Origin of the sequence: Streptomyces sp. DH12 (assembly GCF_020873895.1) — a bacterium.
In the GTDB taxonomy this organism is placed as follows: Bacteria; Actinomycetota; Actinomycetes; order Streptomycetales; family Streptomycetaceae; genus Streptomyces.
The window spans coordinates 1-419 of sequence record NZ_JAHWGT010001376.1; the positions used below are offsets into that span (position 1 = coordinate 1).

General features: G+C 72.8%; 1 pseudogene. It reads left to right on the forward strand.

The features are described from left to right. A pseudogene (locus LPA54_RS40145) lies at nucleotides 1-419 on the forward strand (lantibiotic dehydratase); the annotation flags it as partial.

The following is a 419-nucleotide window of genomic DNA, read 5'->3' on the forward strand; positions in this document are numbered from 1 at the left end:
CCGCACGTCATGGCCGCGAAGGCGGTCGCCCTGGCCGAGGCGCGCCGGCCGTCGTTCCAGGACTACGCCCAGCGGATCGTCGACAACTCCCGTGCCCTCGCCGAGGGCCTGATGCGCCGCGGCGCCACCCTGGTGACCGGCGGCACCGACAACCACCTCAACCTGATCGACGTCGCCACCTCCTACGGCCTGACCGGCCGCCAGGCCGAGGCGGCGCTGCTCGACTCCGGCATCGCGCCGTTCCTGCGCTGGACCCCCGACACCGACAAGCGCAGCAGCATGCCCCGCCAGCGCGAGGAGCTCGTCGCGCACTACTGGCAGCGATTCTGCGTGAAGAACGACACCATCGGCTTCTTCGGCCCCGTCGGCTGGGGCCGCTGGGACCCCGCGGCATCCGGCGCACACGTCGACCCGGGTAC